14 protein-coding genes are annotated in these 18,445 nt (G+C 61.6%); 3 read left to right on the top strand and 11 right to left on the bottom strand.

The genetic code is table 11. From position 1 onward, the window contains the following. Positions 1-17: 17 nt before the first annotated feature. A complete protein-coding gene (locus QM609_RS02295; protein WP_050656925.1) occupies positions 18-1,502 on the bottom strand; it encodes a DUF5691 domain-containing protein in 1,485 nt (494 codons plus the stop codon). Beyond that, entirely contained in the window at positions 1,499-2,806 is a 1,308-nt protein-coding gene (locus QM609_RS02290) for an SWIM zinc finger family protein (protein ID WP_047269386.1), read from the bottom strand. The genes QM609_RS02295 and QM609_RS02290 overlap by 4 nt, the downstream gene beginning before the upstream one ends. Before the next feature lie 116 nt (positions 2,807-2,922). Between QM609_RS02290 and QM609_RS02285 the strand changes: the two genes are divergently transcribed. Continuing rightward, positions 2,923-4,224, top strand: a complete 1,302-nt coding sequence (locus QM609_RS02285) for an HNH endonuclease signature motif containing protein (protein ID WP_050656924.1) — start codon at positions 2,923-2,925, stop codon at positions 4,222-4,224. A gap of 101 nt (positions 4,225-4,325) precedes the next feature. Here QM609_RS02285 and QM609_RS02280 read toward each other — a convergent pair whose 3' ends face one another. From QM609_RS02280 to QM609_RS02260, 5 genes are all read right to left on the bottom strand, one after another. Then, positions 4,326-5,615 (bottom strand): PucR family transcriptional regulator, encoded by a 1,290-nt coding sequence (locus QM609_RS02280; protein WP_042921507.1) that lies wholly within the window; start codon positions 5,613-5,615, stop codon positions 4,326-4,328. A gap of 35 nt (positions 5,616-5,650) precedes the next feature. Then, the gene (locus QM609_RS02275) at positions 5,651-7,084 is read right to left on the bottom strand and encodes a phytoene desaturase family protein (RefSeq protein ID WP_030536102.1); all 1,434 of its coding nucleotides are present in this window, start codon (positions 7,082-7,084) and stop codon (positions 5,651-5,653) included. Next, complete coding sequence (locus QM609_RS02270) at positions 7,081-8,928, bottom strand: DUF3556 domain-containing protein (protein WP_042451545.1); 1,848 nt, start codon at positions 8,926-8,928, stop codon at positions 7,081-7,083. Before QM609_RS02270 ends, QM609_RS02275 begins: the two co-directional genes overlap by 4 nt. An 85-nt stretch (positions 8,929-9,013) precedes the next feature. Next, positions 9,014-10,486: a class I adenylate-forming enzyme family protein gene (locus tag QM609_RS02265; RefSeq protein ID WP_050656936.1), complete on the bottom strand. Its 1,473-nt coding sequence runs from the start codon at positions 10,484-10,486 to the stop codon at positions 9,014-9,016. A gap of 148 nt (positions 10,487-10,634) precedes the next feature. Next, positions 10,635-11,528, bottom strand: coding sequence for a LysR family transcriptional regulator ArgP (locus QM609_RS02260; RefSeq protein WP_003943053.1), 894 nt, complete (start codon positions 11,526-11,528; stop codon positions 10,635-10,637). A gap of 75 nt (positions 11,529-11,603) precedes the next feature. Between QM609_RS02260 and QM609_RS02255 the strand changes: the two genes are divergently transcribed. Both QM609_RS02255 and QM609_RS02250 read left to right on the top strand, forming a co-directional pair. Beyond that, the gene (locus tag QM609_RS02255) at positions 11,604-12,224 is read left to right on the top strand and encodes a LysE/ArgO family amino acid transporter (protein ID WP_042451547.1); all 621 of its coding nucleotides are present in this window, start codon (positions 11,604-11,606) and stop codon (positions 12,222-12,224) included. Between the two features lie 114 nt (positions 12,225-12,338). After that, on the top strand, positions 12,339-13,661 hold the full coding sequence (locus QM609_RS02250) for a ClC family H(+)/Cl(-) exchange transporter (RefSeq protein ID WP_050656935.1): 1,323 nt from the start codon (positions 12,339-12,341) through the stop codon (positions 13,659-13,661). Positions 13,662-13,704: 43 nt separating this feature from the next. Here the strand turns inward: QM609_RS02250 and QM609_RS02245 are convergent, their stop codons facing one another. The 4 genes from QM609_RS02245 to QM609_RS02230 all read right to left on the bottom strand — a co-directional run bounded on the left by QM609_RS02245 (position 13,705) and on the right by QM609_RS02230 (position 18,355). Next, positions 13,705-14,574, bottom strand: a complete 870-nt coding sequence (locus tag QM609_RS02245; RefSeq protein ID WP_050656934.1) for a TIGR03619 family F420-dependent LLM class oxidoreductase — start codon at positions 14,572-14,574, stop codon at positions 13,705-13,707. A 322-nt stretch (positions 14,575-14,896) separates the two neighbouring features. Beyond that, positions 14,897-16,087 (bottom strand): 4-hydroxybenzoate 3-monooxygenase, encoded by a 1,191-nt coding sequence (locus tag QM609_RS02240; RefSeq protein WP_050656923.1) that lies wholly within the window; start codon positions 16,085-16,087, stop codon positions 14,897-14,899. A gap of 98 nt (positions 16,088-16,185) precedes the next feature. Further along, positions 16,186-16,938: an IclR family transcriptional regulator gene (locus tag QM609_RS02235; RefSeq protein ID WP_050656922.1), complete on the bottom strand. Its 753-nt coding sequence runs from the start codon at positions 16,936-16,938 to the stop codon at positions 16,186-16,188. A 49-nt stretch (positions 16,939-16,987) separates the two neighbouring features. Beyond that, positions 16,988-18,355 carry an NAD(P)/FAD-dependent oxidoreductase gene (locus tag QM609_RS02230; RefSeq protein ID WP_003942969.1) on the bottom strand — a complete coding sequence of 456 codons (1,368 nt, stop codon included), beginning with the start codon at positions 18,353-18,355 and terminating at the stop codon, positions 16,988-16,990. Between the last annotated feature and the right edge of the window lie 90 nt (positions 18,356-18,445).

The following is an 18,445-nucleotide window of genomic DNA, read 5'->3' as shown; positions in this document are numbered from 1 at the left end:
CACGGTTACGCTGTCAGTCATGTGAGCTCCTCGAGCAGGGTCTTGCGGTGGGTGATGACGCTGGCAGTTCTGGCGAAGGTCTGCCGCCAGTCCGGGTCACGTGCACGTTCCGCAGCACGCTCCAGCAAAGTTACTGCGCTGTAAGGAAATCGAGTCTCGGCCAGGCGCAGCGATGCGACGTACTTGTAGCGTGAGAATTCGCCGGCCTTGGCGCCTCCGTCGGCACGTCTGGCCGCAACTCGTTCCCACTGGGCCACCACTGCCCGGGTGATGTCCTCGGGCCATGGACCTCGCAGAGCGTCGTAGATCGCTGCCCGGCCCGGGTGCAGAACGTTGGCGTCGCCGTTTCCGGACCTCAACAGATCAGCCAGCGCCTTGGCCGGCACCAACGGGAGCACGCGCCGATCGGTGGCGGTGCCGCGCATACGAAAGAGTTCCAGCGCCCATTCCGTATTGTTCTGCGCGACTGCGGCGGTGGACCACGCGTCGTGAAGGATCGGCTCCCAGCTTTCGTCAACGCTCATCCCCAAGACCTTGCCTGGTCCACCGATCATGTTGTTCCACAGAGACAACGGCGCAGAACCGATCGCCTGACGCACATACTCGGCACGATAGTCGGTGTGTGGATTCGGCCGGTCTTCGATGCCGTCTCGCCTCGCCGCTGAATCGACTTCCTCAGGCGGAACGATGACGAGCGTGGACCGAACGAGTTTCCTTTCCACCCGCACCCATTTCCGAACCCGAGCAGCCATTCTCTCCCCGAACTCCGATTCGGGGAGTTGTCCGAGTACTTCCACTGCCGCACGTCGCACGTCCTTGCGACGGTCGTCGAGGGCTTCCTCCAACAATGGTTGATCATCCGTGCTCAGCCCGTTTGCCAGCGCCGCGACGAAGGCAGCCTTCTGTTCGCCCCGCTCGGTGCCCCAGGACTTTCGGAGTTCGGCCAGCGCCAGCGCGGGATCTGTTCGACGAGTGTCCATCAGCCACTGTGTGCGCTGCGACGAACTTCCGTGACGCCACACGTCCGGGTTGGCATCCCTGGTTCGGACGAGCTTGCTCCACTCGGGGTTTTGCGCGGCAAGCCATCGACCACGCTCGCCGACAATCTGCAGGATGCTCTCCCGGTGAGCTTCACTTGCACGTGCAAAGGAAAGCAACTCGGCGACCAGATGATCAGGCGCACGGTAATTGTGCTCCAACGCGACTGCGAACCATTCGTCGAGCAAGGTCGCCTTGGCCGCGAGCATCGACAGCAGATGCGCCGATGAGGATTCCGGCAGCGTGAATCGAACATCGTCTGGCGCAGGTGTCGGCACCGCCGCCGTGGTGGAGCCCGCACCGCCACGGCGGTACGCCCTCTCCAACGCTGCTCCTGCGAGAAGCATCTCGGCAGGATCGCCGTCGAGTTCGCGAGCGTAGCCACGCACTTCAGCCGGCAGCTCCTCGAATGTTGTTGCTGTTCTGGCTGTCCCAAGGAGGGCCGCTGAGATCAATGTACTCACAGCACGATCACCTGCCCTCCCGTGAAAACCGAGATCGGAGTAAAAGCCAGCGCGTTCCACGTTCCGCAGACTGTGACCGGGTAACCGCCGGAAATGCCGAGCAACTTCCACAGAAGATCCGAATCACCCTCTGCCCGAAGCGCTGTGCCCGATTCGTCGACGACAAACCATGATCCGTCGACGAACGACGGGACCACCGAACTGATCACTGCCGGCCACGAGCGCAACCATGGATCCGCGGCGAGGGCATCGGTAAACTGCTGCAACGCAGTGTCGATGCTTCCGAACGGCATGGTTGTGAAGGGCTCCGGCTCTCCGTGCGTGACCCCTATCCGCGCCCGCAATGCCGCGGCACCGGGATAGAAATGAACATCGGCGTTGAGCAGAAACCCGACTGGCGGCGTTTCGGTGGCAAAATTGGCCGACCCGTGGGAGAAGTCGAGCAGCATGGCCCACCGCTTCGAATTCCTGCCGAGCATCCACACCGTTCGGGTGAACAGTCGCTTCTCCTCGGTGATCCCGGAACCGAGAATCATCCAGTTCTCTTTCACCGGAATCGATTCCATCACACTCTCGGTTGAGACCGGATAGCCGACGTGTGCTTTCACCGAATAGGCAAGATCTTCCGGCAACTCGGACAGCTTCTGATGCGCAGCAACCAGCAGGTGCAACCGAGCCAACTCGTCGAGGACTTTCTCGGGCCAGTTCTCGGTAGACGCAACGGTGCCCGCCAAGGCTCGAAGTGTGCCTGCGACACCAGGCGCCTGAGCATCCACCATTCGAGCAGCTACTGCGTCGAAGCCCGCCCAGGATGTGTCCATCGCTGCCAGACCACTGCGGATCTGATCGGTGATCCACAGGTCCAATTCGACGAGCCCGCTCGCAACGCGGTCGGCGCGCTTCTGCGCTGTCGCCGGGTCGGGAGCCTTCTTGGGGGCCTCGTCGCCGGTCTCAGCCCTTTCGCCGCGGGTCTCGGCCTTCTCCTCGCGGCGCAACAACCACTCTGCCGCGAAGTCGGCGGGCTCGTCCGTCGACGGCACACGCCCTTCCGACCATTCCACCAGCAGCCCTAGAGCATGTTTGCACGGAAACTTTCGACTGGGGCACGAGCACTTGTATGCAGGGCCCCTCAGGTCGACCACTGCTTGATACGGCTTCGAGCCGCTGCCCTGACACAGCCCCCAGAGCGCGAGACCCCTGTTGCCGGCATGGCTCCACGAACCAGCCAACTTGCGCGCAGCGGCCAGCGATGCGGCGTCCGGAGCTACCGACGCCACCTGCCCAGCTGTCCACGGCGAAGTCACTCGACCACAGTATGACAACCCGCTGACATCACAGAGTCAGGCCGATTCGGTGGTGAACAACCCCTTGACTCGAACACATATTCGAATATGATTTGGGGAGGGGATCGGGGGATTCAATGAGTGTCTTGTTGTCGGACGTGGTGTCTGGTTCTGCGGTGGGGTTACGCGGACGTCTGTGGCAGTTACCTGCTTCTGAGTTACGTGCGGCTGCGGTGTCGGCGAGCGCGGAGATTCTGCGCCTGGAAGCAGTTCGAGTGGCTGTGGTGGACGAGTTGTCGTTGCGTCCGGATGATCAGGTGATTGCCAGCCGCGGTGTGGGGTCCTGGTTGGCGGCCAACACGATGTTGCAGGTTCGGGACGGGAAGAAGATCGCCGCCCTGGGTGCAGCTTTGCGGCCGTTTCCGGCGGTGGCGGCTCGGTTCGATGGCGGGGATTGCTCCTTCGAGCATGCCGTTTTGATCGTGGCGTTCTGTGAATCACCGCCGAAAGGCATGCCGGAGGAGGCGCTACCGAAGTGCATCGATTTGTTGTTGGCTGCTGCGTCGGGGGTGGAGGCGACGACGACGAAAGTGCGGAACGTGATCGCGACCTTGGAGCGGTTGTTCGAGTCCGATGAGATCCCGCCCGCCGAGGATGTCGATCTCAATGAGTTGCGGATCGCGTCGACATTGAACGGTCGGGTGGTGGTGCGCGGCGATTTCGACGCCCTCACCGGTGAGATGCTGTTGTCGGCGTTGTCGAATCTGACGATGCCGACCCCGGCACCGGACGGGACTCCCGATTCTCGGTCGGCGGCGAAACGCACCGCGGACGGGTTCACCGAACTGATCCGCCGTTACCTGGACTGCGCGAAGACCGGTACGGATGGTGGTCAGCGTCCGCATGTGAACGTGCACATCAACGCCCGTGATTTGGCGGAGCATCGGGACTGCGCCGCCACACCAACTGATGGTGGTGGAGTGGCTGTGTCTGATCTTGATGTCGGGCACATGCCGTGGCTGGGGCCGCTCTCGGTCTCGCAGACCAGACTCCTTGGGTGCGATTGTTTCCTGTCCACTGTTCTGCTCGACGATCACGGCGCGCCCTTGGATGCGAGACCAGGAAAACGATTGGTCACCGCCGAACAGCGAGTGGCGTTGATCGCCCGGGACAAGGGCTGCGCGTTCCCCGGCTGCACATGTGTACCGGCCTGGACGGATGCGCACCATATCCGGCACTGGGCCAACGGCGGCCCGACGGTGATGAACAACCTGGTGCTGCTGTGCCGTTCACACCACCGACTGATGCACCGAAAATCAGGGTTCGTCGGGAAATGGGAAATCCGAATAGGAGTCGACAACAAGCCGTGGTTCATCCCACCACCCTCGATCGACCCCGGACAGCAACCCAGGCCGGCGAACACCACCTTCAAAACCTGAGAAGAACCTCAGGCACAACAGAACACGGCCAGGCTCCGCATCGGACATCAAAACCCGATACGGAGCCCACAGGCCGTGGCGCGTCCACAACTTTCCACAACTCACGACGTTCGCGCGGGGCGCAAGACCGATCTGCCCAACAACTCACAAACCTGCAGGGCCAGAGCAAGATCCAACTTGTCTCGGCCGGCAGCAACTGGATCGCCGAGCGCCTTATTGATGCGATACTTCACCGTATTCCGGTGCAGATTCATGTGATTGGCAGTGTGCAGATGACTTTCACCATGTGCAAAGTACACACTCAACGTCGTCCGCAAGGATGCAGCAGAGGGCGTATCTTCCGCCAACGGGCCAAGCACCTCCCAGACCCATGACTTCGTCGAATCGATGTTCTCGGACAGAAGTGAAACCACAGCGACGCCGCGGTCTCCGAAGCTCACCACAGGTCGCTGCGGTGTATCCGGGACGGCAGCAACCGAATAGGCGGCGGTTGCCTGTTCGTGGGACCGTTTGAAACCGTCGACCCCTGACCCCGGCAGTCCGATTGCCACCCGCGCCCCGCCGTCCAACGGCACTGCCGCCGCGAGAACCTCCGGATCCGGCGCAGGCACCCGGCGACCGAACGGCAGCCACGCCCACACCGTGCGCCGATCGATGGCGGTGATGATCGGCGGCTTGTCCGCTCCCGCCGCTGCGCCGAGATCACGTACGAGTCGGTCCAGCGTATTGATGCCCATGACGTCGGCATCCCACGTCGACCAGACCACCAGGGCGACGTGGTTCTGACCGAGGCGGTACCCGGTCTCCGCTTCGAAAGCAGCGGTATCTGCGTTGGCGCCGGACAGGAGGGCGTGGATTGCGGCCGAATGGAGGTTTCCCTGCGCTGCCATCCATCGACTGCGTTCCCGCTCGTACGCGTCGAAGACGTAGAGCGTGATCCAGTCGATGTAGCTGTAGACCACGTCCGAAGTGTGTTTCAGGACAGCCAAAGTGAGTCGCGCCGGAATATCCAGTGTGCTGATCTCGTCGTGGCAGATCCGCATCAGATCGCCTTGGCCCATGTGATAGGCCCGGACAAGGGAGTTGGACGGGACATCCCGCTGCGCCAGACGCAGCGCGTATTCCACTGCAGCAGTGGTGGGTTGGAGATGATCGATCGGAATGTCGTTGGCCAATACGTGGATGATCGTCGTGATGTTTCCCTGCACGCTGGCCTCGAGCATTTCGAGCAATTTGGCGTCTGCATCCAATTGGTCGATTTCGTGAGCCATCATGAAGGCCATCTCACGCGCGATGTCGGCGCTGCGCTCGTCGAGTCGTCGTGCCAACTCGGCAACCACCGCAAGCACTTCCGGCTCCGCGGCTGCAGGCACTCGGGCGAGGCGCCGCATCGCACCGGCGCCTCGCTCCTTGTGCGATGGACTACTCACAGAACTTCCGCACCCTTTCGTCGCAGGTACTTCAGAGCCGATTCGGCTGCGTTGTACCCGCACATTCCATGTGCTCCGGCACCCGGCGGGGTCGAGGCCGAGCACAGGTAAGTGCCCGCGATCCCCGTGCTGTACGGATCGACTGCGACGCGCGGACGCAAGACAACCTGCAGTTCGGTGTTGGCACCTCCGATGATGTCGCCGCCTACCTGATTCGGATTGTCCTCTGCCAGGTCAGCTGTACCACTGCTCGACGTCGCGACAATCTGCTCCCGGAATCCTGGCGCAAACCTCTCGATCTGACGGATGATCGCCTCCGTAGCGTCGCCGGCGTAACCGTGAGGCACGTGCGCATAGGCATACAGCGGATGAACGTTCCCGGCAGATCGGGTGGGATCAGCCAGGTATTGCTGACCTAGCAGCACGAACGGCCGGTCCGGCATGCGGCCTGAATTCGTCTCACGCTCAGCGGCCACGATTTCGTCGAAACCACCTGCCAGATGGACAGTTCCGGCCCGAGCACAGTCCGGATTGGTCCACGGCACATGACCTTCGATCGCAAAATCGACCTTGAATGCTCCGGGAGCCTGCTTGAACTTTCGATAGGCCCTCGCCACTCGGCCAGGGAGTCGATCGCCCAGAATTTCGAGCGCACCCCCCGGATTGACATCCAGCAGAACAACATCGGCGTCCGGAATCTCGGAGGCCGTACGAACCCGAACGCCGGTGTCGATCTTGCCGCCGTGATCGAGGAGCATCGCAGCCATCGCGTCGGTGATCGACCGCGAACCTCCCTCGGCAACCGGCCAACCGTAGCGGTGACCAGCAGCAGTGATCATCAATCCCACCGCCGAGGTGGCCGGACGGTTGAGTGGATAGAAGGCGTGTGCGGCAACCCCGCCGAACAGCGCCTTCCCCTTGTCCGTCTTCCACAGTTTGGCGGTCACCGTTGCCGGAAGCAGCGCTCGCGGACCGAAAGCTGCGAGCCGCAGCGGATGGTGCGGAACATTGACGATCGGGCGCATCAGATCGGACGCCAGCGCATCGAACCCAGTCGACAAGTCACCGAACATGCGTTGCCATCGAGGCCCGTCAGCGCCGAGTCCCGCAGCCGTCTGCTCCAGCGAGCGGTACAGAACCCCGGCGTCCCCGTTGTCGAGCGGATGCGCGCAGTCCACCTCTGCCCATCTCCAGATCAGCCCGTATCGCTCGAGGTCCAGCTTGGACAGGTACGGCGAGCCGATACCCATCGGGTGAAACGCCGAGCAGTGATCATGGATCAACCCCGGCACGTCGATCGGACCGGAGCGGGTGCCTCCGCCGATCTGGTCGGCAGCCTCGAGCACCTGCACGTCCACACCGCTACGTGCGAGGTGTACCGCGGCAGCGAGCCCATTGGGCCCGCTGCCGACGACTACGGCCTTTGTCACTTACTCACCTCTTGCTCGCTACCGCTGACCCTCGTACGCATCTTCGGTTCGGAGACAACCTGCGGATCCGTTGCCGCGCGGTCGGCCCGTACGTCCAGTGTCCACTGAACGTCGAACGGAATGGGCCCGTTCGGCAACCACGGCTGTTCGGCGACTGCGTCGGCGACCTTGAAAGTACCTCGTTCGATGACACCGAGAGCGGCATCGATCACCTGGTACTCCTGCGTTCCCTTGTGGATGGGCTGCGATTCGATCCAGGTCACCAGGAACTCACCGGGTGCGAAATTGCAGCGACGCTGAATGGCTGCGATCAACTTCGCGTCGTGCAGGTGCCCGTCACCGAAGTTGAAGGCGACGATGGAGTTGCACATGAACTCTGCTTCCCGCAGTGAGTACGTGTTGATGTCGTCGCCGAGGTGCCTGATCATCAGAGAGAACAGCGCACGCCCCTGGCTGTGCATGGAACGCCAGCCCAACAGCTGATGCAGAACGACATCGGACACATCTTCGGGGTACATCGTCATCAACTGATTGCGCGTATCCGGCGACGGACGCTTGATGAACTGGTCGATCTTGGCTTCAGCGCCCGGCGCGAATGCCCACGTCGCGGATGCCCAGTTGCCGGCGTACTGACGCATCGACGGCAGGAAGGACACCAGATCGGGTCGAAGGTTTCCGAGAATGGGGAAGAAGGCAAGGGCTGCAACAATTCCCGCGGTAATCCACGGTGAGGACATGGCGCCGAGTCCGTAGCCGTCCCATGCCGGGAATCCCAGGAACAGGAAGACCGAGGCGTAGGCGAACAGAAGATTCCATTCGAGTGGGACGGCAAGCGGGAAGGTCGACGCGATGAACAGATGGAATCCGACCATGAGGATCACGGCGAGGATCGTGAGGGTCTTGTTCGTCGAGAACAGCAGTATCAACGGGGTGACGATTTCGACCATCGTTCCGGCCACGTGTGCGACGCCGCCGCCCAGGTGTGAAGGCCGCAGATCCTCCGGGAAATTCCGGTAGTGGGCGCGCTTGATCTTCTTCGACGGGATCCACGGGGTATTGCTGAGCATCGGAGGAACCACCAGCGAGAAATGGCGACCGAACTTCGAGACACCGGCACCGATCCACACCATGACGATCAGCAGTTTGAGCGCCAGGATCATGTCGACGAACGGCAGGAATGTGAAGAAGAAGATCGCCGGCAGGTACTGCTCACTACGGGCAGCGATGAAGGGCACCTTGTCCCGCAACCCGAGAATCACCATGAGTACCAGGAAGGAGTACAAGACCGTCGGGCGCACCAGTCCGGCATTGTCAGCGATTGCCGAGTCGATTCCTGTGGTGTGAACACCGGGGAGAACAGCGGCAACAAGGAGATTGGCGACTGCGGCGACATAGATGAAGACGTCGAACACCGTGCGGGTGTCACCCGAGGTGAGCGGCACTTTGCCCGGCCACGGTGGCAGACGTATGGTGCCGGGGCGGAGCCAGTAGAGAACTCCACCGGTCATCGGCTTGAAGTGGCCGGCGAGCGGCCCCCAGGATCCTGCCAAGCCCAGCATCTCGAGCATCATCGTCCAGATGATGAGTTTCTGGTAGACGATCGGCTGGTTCCACCACGATCCGATGTCGAACCACGAGAGACCGGAAGTCAAAGTGGCAACGGCTGTTCCAGCTGCCAGGTAGAGGAACAACAGTTTCATGATGTAGACGGTGTGGACCATCTTCGGCGTACCGAAGCCGTAATCCACCCAGTGCGTGGACATGTCACGCAGACGCTCGAGAAACGGCTTGTCCATGAACGTTGCCGGATCGACGGGAGGGAAGTTTCCTTCTTTGAATCCCATGATGTGCTCCTGAAATACGGAATGTGGGCATGACGGATCAACTCGACGGACGTCGTCGAGTTGTGCTGGTACTACGGGGAAGTGACTAGTGAGCGGGAGTTGCGCTCAAAGCTCGTCTCATTCCAGGTTTGTCGATCTTGCCCACCGGGTTTCGGGGAAGCGCATCGACGACGTAGATCGCCACTGGCACCTTTACTCGGGTGAGCAAGGCCGTGACATATTCGAGCAGTTCGTCTTCGGTGACGGGCGCATCGGGGTAGGCGACAACATAGGCAACTGGCACCTCTCCGTAGACCTGGTGCGGAGCGCCGATGACGGCTGCCTCGAGCACGGAAGGGTGTGTAGCGAGCGAGTTTTCGATCTCCTTGGGGTAGATGTTCTCTCCCCCACGGATGATCATGTCCTTGATGCGATCGACCAGGGTCAGGTAGCCGTCCTCGTCGAGGACTCCGACGTCACCGGTATGCAACCAACCATCCTTGACGGTCTTCGCAGTTTCCTCCGGCTTACCCAGATAGCCACGCATCACGTTGTCACCCTTGATGACCACCTCTCCGGCAGTCCCGGCGGGCGCAAAGGTTCCGTCCTCGGCAAGAATGGCAATCTGCTGGCCGGGCAACGCCGGGCCGACCGTACCGAGTTTGCGCACGCCGTCCACAGGATTGCAGGCCGACGCACAGGTCCCCTCGGTGAGTCCGTAACCTTCCACGATCACGAAACCGAAACGCTGCTCAGCGCGTTCGAGGAGTTCCTTGCTGATCGGCGCCGCACCGCACACGGCAAACCTCAAGGACGACGTGTCGATCGAAGGGTCTTCCGGCTGTGAGGTCAGCATCGCGTAGATTGCCGGCACCGCCGAGAAATACGTGGGGCGAAGCCGCGCGACGTCGTCGAAGAATCTCGAAACCGAGAACTTCCCGGTGACACTCACCTGTCCGCCGACAAGTAAGGGCGTCAAGACGCTGACGCAGATCGCGTTGACATGGAACAGCGGCAGAATCAGCAGGCAGTGATCCGCGCCGGTAACACCGATGTTCTTGCCCATCGACGAAGCCATGAACTGCAGGTTGGCATGAGTCAGCATCACTCCCTTGGGCCGTCCGGTGGAGCCGCTGGTGTAGATGAGCAACGCCAGATCGTCTGCTGCAACATCGATTCCGGGTCGGGGATCGGTCGGCGGCACTGTCGCCAGATCCTCGACGGCCAACACTGCGCGGCCGCCCGAGGGTGCGTCGGCAGTGGCGGTGATGACCAACTCGGCCCCGGAGTCCGCGATCTGGTAGTCCGCTTCGTTCGCGGTGAACATCGGATTGATGGGTGTAGCGGCAGCACCGATGCGCCAGGCAGCCATGATCGCGATCAGCAACTCGACGCGATTGGGCAGCATGATCGCCACCACGTCACCGAGGCCGATTCCGAGTCCGGCCAATTGCGCGGCAACAGCTTCCGTGCGATCTGCGAACTCTTCATACGTGAGTTCGACGTGGTCGTCCCGCAAGCACGGCTTCTGCCCGTACTTCTCTGCAAGATCCCAAGCCAGATATCCGATGTTCGCCACGAGAGTCAGCACCTTTCATTCGTGTGTGACTCAAAACACTATCGGCGTCCTGCGGCCGAAGAAACGGTCCCAGGGGATCAACTTGTCCAGGTTCTTTGTTCCCTGAGCACAACACCGCCCGAGCACAACACCGCACGTGCGGTGCACATCAGCTCGACGGCTGATGCAACACCTCGTGGGCGCGTCTGGTCACCACCTCGGAGATCCGGCGCAAGACAGGTGACGACAGTTTCCACTGCTGCCAGTACAGCGGAACGTCGTCCACGAAGTCCGGATCGAATCCGATCAGCACGCCGGAGCGATCGTCGTCGCCGCGCTGCAGGTCCGGTATCAATCCCCAGCCGTATCCCCGCCTGACGGCGTCCGCGAAGTCTGCCGATGAAGGAACAAGATGACGGGGCGGATCGGCGGGGTGGCCGACCTTTTGATCGAGGTAGCGATCCTGCAGTAGATCCTTGCGATTGAACACAACCAGCGGCGCCTCCGAAAGGGATTCGGCCGTGACACCGTCTGCGAACCAACGACGGCAGAACTCTGCACTCGCCATCGGCCGATACCGCATGATGCCCAAACGGCTGGAGGTACACCCTTGAATCGGTGACGCAACAGAGGTGACGGCAGCCATGACCGAACCGTCGCGCAGTAGTTCGGTGGTGTGGTCTTGATCGTCGAGATGAAAATCGAAACCGACTTCTTGCGTGAACTCCGCGAGGGCCCCGAGAACCCAGGTGGACAGCGAATCGGCATTGACCGCGATCGAGACGCGTGCAAACATCCCTGAACCATTTTCAAGGCCGAGTTCTCGCACGGTGTCACGCGACAGTGCGTCTATCTGACGGGCAAGACGCAGGACTTCTCTCCCCGAATCGGTGACCCGGATGGGTTTGGTGCGCTGCACCAGGATCCGGCCAACCGAGGTCTCGAGACCTTTGATTCGTTGGCTGACCGCCGAAGGCGTGATGTGTAACTTCCGCGCCGCCGCCTCGAAGGTTCCCTCGTCGACCGCGGCGTGCAATGCCCTCAGTTGCTCGAAATCCAACATAATCTGAAGCTACTCTGATGCATCCTAAGAATCATTAGCTGGACTGACTGAAATCCGAGCGGCAGGCTCGACGACATGCTCAGCACCAACGACCCTGCGTCGGCCCTCGTCGGTTTCGGGGTCGGACTGTCTTTGATCGTCGCAATCGGCGCCCAGAATGCGTTTGTTCTTCGTCAAGGCCTGACGCGATCACACGTACTCCCGATCGTCGCAGTGTGCGCGTTGTCAGACGCAATTCTCATCCTCGCGGGCGTCAGCGGAATCGGGACCCTCCTCGAACACGCACCGTCGATGATCACGTTCGTTCGTATCGCCGGCGCCGTTTTCCTCCTCAGCTATGCGCTCTTCGCCGCCAAGCGGGCACTTCACCCCCAGACGTTGGCGCCGGATCGACATGGCAACGGGTCGAGGCTTGCCGCCGTCACGATGGCATTGGCTCTCACCTGGCTCAATCCACACGTGTACCTCGACACCGTCGTGCTCATGGGTTCCATCGCCAACGGTCGCGGCGAGATCGGACGTTGGTGGTTTGCCGCCGGTGCCATCACGGCAAGTGTGGTCTGGTTCGGCGCCCTCGGTTACGGCGCACGTCTGCTGACGCCGCTTTTTGCGAAACCCAACGCCTGGCGGGTTCTCGATGCTCTGATCGCCGTGATGATGGCGGTTCTCGGAATCAGCCTGCTTGTCGAATTGTGACCAGGCTGCACAACCTCGATCCGACCCTGCGGGTAGCGCGATGGGTTACCGTCCAAGGTGAGGAAGCTCAATTCACCTGTCGCGAGTTGTGACCATCAGGTAGGGCTGATCACGATGACCGAGGACGATGGCGGCACCGAACCGCGTGACTCCAACCGCGGACTGGGTTTGCTGTGTCTACTCGCTGCGGTCGCCGGCGTCGGGGTCGGATTTGTCGGCGGCGCGTTCCGTTGGTGTCTGATCAGGGCCGACGAACTTCGTCAGGCGATCGTGAACTGGGCGCATCACGTTCCGTACGTCGGGTGGCTCGTGCCGGTCCTCCTGGTGGCCCTGTGTACCGTACTTGCCGTACTGATCGTCAGACGAGTGCCCCTCGCAAAGGGAAGCGGCATCCAGCACGTCGAGGCGGTGTCCCGCGGTGAAGCGAAACCGCCGGGAATCAATCTCGTGCCCGCCAGATTCATCGGCGGCCTCTTGGCGATCGGCTCCGGTCTGGTTCTCGGTCGTGAAGGCCCCACCGTACACATGGGTGCGGCGATCGGAGCAGAAGCGGGACGGCGAGCCCGCCTCACCGAACCCGACGTCGCCATGCTGCAAACATCCACGGCCGGAGCAGGACTCGCTGTCGCATTCAACGCGCCGATCGCGGGGGCACTGTTCGTCTGCGAGGAGGTGACGCGCTCGTTCCGGCTGCGCACCGTGCTGCCAACCCTTTTCGGTGTTTCAGTGGCGGTGGGCTGTGCACGGATCGTCATCGGTGATCAACCCGATTTCGAAGTCGGCACCGTCCCGACACCTCAACTCGCATTCTTGCCACTGTTCGTCGTCTTCGGAATCCTCACGGGGCTACTGGGTATTGCGTACAACCGCCTGATTCTAGGACTACTCGACATCGTGGCACGGCTCGACAAGATCCCACCGACTGTCATCGGCGCAACGATCGGCGCCGTCATCGGCCTGACGCTGTTCCTCGACCCGTTGGCCAGTGAGGGCGGCGACGTTCTTGCACAGATGATCGTCGGCGGAAGGACCTTCGTACTGCCGATCCTGCTGCTGTACTTGGTGGTTCGGTTCTTCACCGGCCCGCTCTCGTATGCCGCTGGAACTCCCGGCGGACTGTTCGCTCCCTTACTCGCTCTCGGCGCGCTCTGGGGGTCGATCTTCACCGGACTGTCGAGCTTCGTGCCCGGAGTGGACGCCGGGCTCACGGTCACCATGGCCACCGTCGGTATGGCGGCCTTCTTCGGCGCCGTAGTACGCGCACCGTTCACCGGCATCGTGATCGTGGTCGAAATGACCGCGGTGACGTCGACGCTGGTCCCGATGCTCGCTGCCACTGCGGCAGCGGTATTCGTCACCACGTCGGCAGGGTCGGCACCTATCTACGACAGTCTGCGCGAACGGATGTTGGAGCCGCAACGCCCGCATACGGATTGATCCCCGCACACGGGTCATTGCAGCACAGGTGCGCTACGTGAATTCAGAATTTGCAGATGACTTCCTCGGAGAACCTGCGTACCGCATCTTTCTTCGCTTCCAGGTCGCAGTCGAACCCGAGGCCGTACATGGCCCAAGGAATGACGATCGATTCCGTCACTCCGCTATCGGCCAGTTCCAGGGAGCCGTCGAGACCGAAGCGATCGGCGCAGACGGCCTGAATTTCGAACGGGGACTCGGCGCGCCCGTACTCGACCCGCAGGACGCCGATCCTCGCGATGAGAGCTTGCAGATCAGCGAAAGAGACTGTAGCCGAGGTCCAACCGTCACCCACTCGCGCTGCACGGCGCAATGCGGCCGCGGAATGTCCTCCGATGTAGATGGGGACGGGATCGACCGGCGCCGGGCTCATCTGCAGCCTGTCGAAGTCGAAGAACTTGCCGTGATGTTCGACCATACCGCCGCCTAGAACCAGTCGCAGTACCTCGAGCATCTCGTCGACTCGCGGGCCTCGATCCTTGGGGGAAGCGCCGCACCACTCGAATTCCTCTGGCGCCCAGCCCACACCGACCCCGAGACCGAAGCGGCCTCCTGTCAGATTCGCGACCGACCCCACCTGGCTTGCCAGCAGCAGAGGATTGCGTGAGCTGAGCTCGAGCACCTGCGGATAAAAGCGAATCTTCGACGTTCCGGGTCCCATGAAGGCCGCGGCAATCATGGGGTCTACAAATGGTGTCTTCACGTCCCACATCCGCACACCGTCAGCGGTATACGGATACCCGGTAGCGCCCCGCTCGGGAAAGAACAGTGAGTCGGGCATCGTGATCGAAGAAAAGCCGCATTCTTCGGCCACTTTCGCAAGTGCAACGAGTTGAGAGAGGGGAATCATCGCCACGGCGAGGCTGAACTTCATCGGAAGATCCCTCTGTTCAGTTGACCGGAGCGACTGAAGTGCCTCGATGAGCTCGAAGTCGGTTCGCACCGATCGGCTTGGGAGACAGTGGATCCTGAACAGTCACTTCTTGCAACGCTCAGTCATACGACAACTCCCCCGCAGTGCGGTCGAAGCATCAGCCACCCTCGGTTGGACAAGGACGTGTTCGAGGTTACAAAGCTCCCGCTACTTCGGCTCGGCGGCTTCCCGCCAGGCGGACACATACCAAGAACTTCGGGGTCCTGGTGACACCTGGCACCCCACTCCCCCTGATTTCGCACCGTGCAACCTGCGAATCGGCCTACTGATGCAAGGGAGTTCCGACGTAGTTCTCGGCGATCAGCGTTCGTCCGGCCACCGAACGCGTGACCATGTCCAACTCGGCCAACTGTCGGCGATGCCCGAAACCGCTGTCGTCTGGCAAGCGATGGAGCATCGACGACATCCACCACGAGAAGTGCTGCGTCCGCCACACACGCGGCAACACCGTTTCGGTGTACCCGTCCAGCATCTTTCGGTCGGACGAGGTGAAGAAACCGTCCATTGCCTTCGCCAGTGCGTAGACGTCGGCGATCGCGAGATTCATTCCCTTCGCGCCGGTCGGCGGCACGGTGTGCGCCGCATCCCCTGCAAGAAACAGGTTGCCGTGCTGCATCGGCTCACACACGAAGCTGCGGAACTGGAGGATCGACTTCTGAAAGATCCTGCCGTCCTTGATCTCCGCCCCCTCACCGTCGACGCGCATGTGCAGCTCGTCCCAGATTCGATCGTCGGACCAGTTGTCCACGGAGTCGTCCGGATCGACCTGAAGGTAATGACGCTGTACCTCGGGCGTCCGTGTGCTGATCAGTGCAAACCCGCGCTCATGGTTGGCATAGATCAGTTCTTCGGACGACGGCGGCGCCTCGGCCAGGATGCCGAACCACGCGAAGGGATACTGGCGGAAATGATCTGTTCGGATCGACGGTTCGGGAATCAGCTTTCGCGTTCCGGTGCGTGAACCGTCGCAACCGGCCACCAGGGCGCACTCGAGCTTCTGATCATTTCCGTCCGAGTCGACAAAAGTGATACTCGGGCGATCCGATTCGTGATCGTGTACTTGCGCGTCGGACACTCCGAATCGAATGTCCCCGCCGTCAGCGAGACGCCGCGCGATCAGATCCTTGAGCACCTCGTGTTGCGGATACACCGTGACTGCTCGCCCGTCGGTCAGTTCGTCGAACGCGATTCGGTGCCCTCGTCCACCGAATCGCAACTCGATTCCGTGATGTTCGAGGCCCTCCCGCTTCAGTCGATCACCGAGTCCGGTCTCGACCATGAGATCAACCGTGTTCTGTTCGAGCACGCCGGCACGAATGGTGCCTTCTACCTCTTCGCGGGTGCGGCATTCCAGGACAACCGAATCGATTCCCTTCAGATCCAACAGATGCGAGAGCATCAACCCGGCGGGACCACCACCGACGATTCCGACCTGGGTGCGTGAAGAAGACATACAGAGAGCTCCTGAGGTGAGTGACGATTGAGACCACCCTCGACCACGATCACTCCTCTGAACAGCTGCAATTTCACTCAGTGAAAGACCGAAACGAGCTATCGAAACCCACCGCTACCAAGCCCGCGTGATATTCCACGGGCGGCCGCGACCAACGCCGGCAGTAAAGGAGCCGGATCCTGCTCCACCGGAACAACTGTCGAGACCGCTGCCACGACACTGCCCCCGGCTTCGCGGACAGGAGCGGCGACGGCAAGGGTTCCGACGTTCAGATACTCGCGACAGACCACGAATCCGGCGCGCCTGATCTCGTCGAGAGTTGCTCGCAAAATCCGCTCGGAAGTAATGGTTTTGGGAGTGAACGACTCGAGGCCGGCGCGAAGGACGTCGTCGAGAAGCTCGGTTCCGCCGTGCGCGAGGAGAATCAATCCACCGCTGGACGCGTGCAACGGCAATCTTCCGCCGGCACGGCCGACCACGGTGACGGCGCTACGCGAGGACAAGCGCTCGAGGTACAGAGCCTCGGTGCCCTCACGAACGACCAACTGCACGTTCTCTCGGGTGACCTCGTACAGGTCCTCGAGGAACGGCAACGCCACCTGCCGTAGGCCGTGAGCGCCGGGAGCGAGAGCGCCGATCTCCCACAACCGGACTCCGACCTGGTACTTGTCGTCACTCCGACGCTCGAGTGCGCCCTCAGCCACCAACTGCCCACACAGTCTATGGACGGTGGGCAGAGGCAAACCGCTGCGACGACTGATCTCCGACTGCGTCAACCGCGGCGATTTCGCGTCGAAGGCACCGAGCACGATAAATGCCCGGCCGATCAACGAACGCTCGCCTGATGCCATTCACACAGTGTGACTGACATCAGGCGAAACGTGTTCAGGCGGTGCGGAGCTACGCGGAGTGCGCCAATTCCGGTTCGCGTTCGGTCACCGGCGGCGTGGCCTCGATCTTCATCGGCTCCTGCGCGTAGTGGAAGTGCGGACGACGGTGACCGATGAACGAACCGAACCACGACATCACAGCGACATACCGGTTGCGGAAGCCCACCAGATACATCACGTGCACGGCCAGCCACATGAACCAGGCGATCGTGCCCTTGAACTCGACCTTGCGGACGCGACACACAGCGCTGAATCGGCTGATGATCGACATGCTGCCCTTGTCGAAGTATTTGAAAGGCGTTCCGGCCTTGACCTTTCCGTTCACAGTCTTCGCTGCGTGACGTCCACCCTGCATTGCAACGGGCGACTGACCAGGCAGACCGTTCAGCGAAGTCATGTCGCCGATGGCAAAGACGTTGGCGAACCCGCCGACGGTCAAGTCCGGATTGATGAGCAGACGACCTGCACGGTCACTCTCACAACCGGTCGCCTCGCCGAGCACTGCTGCGAAGTCGTTGGCGCGAACACCGGCCGACCAGATGACGGTCTCGGCGTCGATGCGCTTCTCTTCCTTGGTCTTTGCCGAAGAGACGGTGACACCGTGCTCGTCGATGGCGGTGACCATAGTGTTGAGAACAACCTCGACACCCGACTTCTCGAGCGAGGCCTGTGTGTACTCACTGAGCTTGCCGCCGAAGGCCGGAAGCGCAACGCCCGCGCCCTCGACCATGGTGACCGTGACCTCGTCGGCGCTGATGTTGTTGATGGACTTGGCGAAGTAGCGACGCGCCAGTTCCTTGATCTGTCCGGCGAGCTCGACGCCGGTCGCGCCTGCACCGACGACAACGAAGCTGAGCAGGTTGCGGCGAACCAGCGCGTCGTTGGTGGTGTGAGCCTCTTCGAAGCAACGCAGGATCTGCTTACGCAGGACCTCGGCATCCTCGACGGTCTTGAGCTTGTAGGTGACCTTTTCGAACTCGTCATGACCGAAGTACGCCTGGGTGGCACCGGTGGCTGCGATGAGCGAGCGGTATCCGAGAGTGTGGCGGGTGCCCGAAGCCTCGTAGACGACGGTGTTCTCTTCGGCGTTGACCTCGACGACGCGACCGAGACGCACGTCGGCGTTGGGGTACTTCTGCAGGATCGTGCGGATGGGCGGAGCAACTTCGCCTGCCGACAGAACGCCCGTCGCCACCTGGTAGAGCAGCGGCTGGAAGAGGTGCTCGGTGGTGGCGGAGATGAGGACGAACGGCGTCTTGGACTTCGCGAGGGTCTTGGCCGCGGCGAGGGCTCCGAATCCCGAACCGACGATGACTACCTGAGTCTGCTCGTGTCCAGTCGCGTCGATGTCAGCGCGACCCGCAGCTGTTCTATCCACAACAAATCTCCTCAACCAAATTGAAAGTATGACTATTACGGTATGGACTGATCATGGGTCGGGTCCAGCTAGCTGGAGTATTCGCAAGAC

It is taken from the genome of Rhodococcus sp. IEGM 1302, from assembly GCF_030056935.1.
GTDB lineage: Bacteria > Actinomycetota > Actinomycetes > Mycobacteriales > Mycobacteriaceae > Rhodococcus_F > Rhodococcus_F qingshengii.
Note: the sequence above shows the minus strand (reverse complement) of the source record. Positions and strands in the feature narration are given on the sequence as shown.